This is a genomic window from Aquamicrobium segne (genome assembly GCF_042656785.1).
Classification (GTDB): Bacteria; Pseudomonadota; Alphaproteobacteria; order Rhizobiales; family Rhizobiaceae; genus Mesorhizobium; species Mesorhizobium segne.
In genome coordinates this window covers 1-1780 of the sequence record NZ_JBHSLL010000079.1, presented here as the reverse complement: position 1 = coordinate 1780, position 1780 = coordinate 1, and the positions used below count along the sequence as shown (strand labels likewise).

General features: G+C 66.8%; 1 protein-coding gene and 1 pseudogene. Both read left to right on the top strand.

Annotated features, from left to right (window positions below):
* A partial coding sequence (locus ACFPLB_RS17585) for a type IV secretory system conjugative DNA transfer family protein (protein ID WP_378232091.1) occupies window positions 1-1586 on the top strand: 1586 nt, incomplete at its 5' end.
* 11 nt (window positions 1587-1597) lie between these two features.
* Window positions 1598-1780 (top strand): annotated as a pseudogene (locus ACFPLB_RS17580) (hypothetical protein); the annotation flags it as partial.

The following is a 1780-nucleotide window of genomic DNA, read 5'->3' as shown; positions in this document are numbered from 1 at the left end:
TCGCTCTGCTCGCCGCACCTTTCCGCATCTGGAAACCGCTTCTCGGGCTTCTGTTCCTCCTTGTTATCGTCCTGTTCGTCGTCGGCTTCGGCGGCCGCTTCGCTCTCGAACAAATGGGCTTCCGCGTCGGCTCGGTTCCGGTTCTCCTGCTCGATCTCGTCACGCTGCTGGTGCTGCTGGCGCTCGCCTTCCGCTTCCTCACCAATCCCCTGATTATCCATTTCGGGGATATGGACGGCGAAACCCACGGCTCGGCCCGCTTCGCCACCGACAAGGAAACCGCCGCCCTCGCCCGCGCCGATTCCGGCCTGCTGATCGGCCGCGACGGCAAGACCGGGAAGCTCCTGCGCTATGACGGCCCGGCCCATCTGCTGACAATGGCACCGACGCGCACCGGCAAGGGGGTGGGAACCATCATCCCGAATCTGCTCACGGCCGACCGCTCCGTGATCTGCATCGACCCCAAGGGCGAAAATGCCAAGATCGCCGGTCGCGCCCGCCAGACCTTCGGCCCGGTCCACGTCCTCGACCCCTTCGGCGTCACCGGCCAGCCCTCGGCCGCCTTCAATCCCCTCGACCAGCTCGACCCGGCCGGCCTCGATGTCGCGGAAGATGCCAGCACCCTAGCCGACGCCCTCGTGTTCGATGAACCGGGCATGGCCGGGGAAGCCCATTGGAACGAGGAAGCCAAGGCGCTCATTGCCGGCCTGATCCTCCATATTGCCGCCAGCGAGCCGCGCGACAGGCGAAACCTCGCCACCCTGCGCGAAGCCCTCACCCTCGCCCCTGAAGCCTTCGCGGCGCTCCTGAAGGACATGCAGGCGTCAACCGCCGCCGGCGGCCTGATCGCCCGCGCCGCAAACCGCCACCTCGGCAAATCCGACCGGGAAGCGGCCGGCGTCCTCTCGGCCGCGCAGCGCCATACCCATTTCCTCGACAGCCCCCGCATGGTCGCGGTCCTCGGCCGCTCGGATTTCCGCTTTGCCGATCTCAAGCACCGCAACGCCTCGGTGTTCCTCGTCCTGCCGCCCGATCGGCTCGCCACCTATTCCCGCTGGCTGCGCCTGCTCGTCGCGCAAAGCCTGACCGACATGGCGCGCGACCCCGCCAAGCCGGCCGTGCCGGTCCTCTACCTGCTGGATGAGTTCGCCGCCCTCGGCCATCTCGCCCCCGTCGAGCGCGCAATGGGCCTCATGGCCGGCTATGGCGTCCAGCTCTGGCCGATCCTGCAAGACGTTCACCAGCTCCGCGCCACCTACGGGCAGCGCGCCGGCACCTTCCTGTCAAACGCCGGCGTCCTACAGGTGTTCGGCGTCAACGATCACGACAGCGCCCGGCTTGTCTCCGATCTGCTCGGGCAGGAAACCGTTGTGTTCCAGACCATGAGCCGGGCGCTCGATTCCGACAAATCCGGCCTCTCCTACGGCGAGCAACACACGGCCCGGCCGCTGCTGACCCCCGATGAGGTCCGCAACCTGCCGCAGCATGTCGAATTGCTGTTCCTCGCCGGGCAACGGCCCATCGTCGCCGGCAAGCTCGCCTATTACGCCGATTCCGAGTTCCGGGGGCTGTTCGACCAAGCATGAAGGATGAACCCATGACCGATACCGACGACGCCTTTGAATGGCCCGATCCCGCCGACAAGGCCCATGCCGTCGAACAGGCCAAGCGGCTCCGCAACCAGGTCGCAGAGGGCGGGTTGCGATTTGAAGCCTATTTGCCGCCGTCGCTGGCCCTGTGGCTGCTCGACAGGATCGAAGGCCAGAAATACCTCGATCCG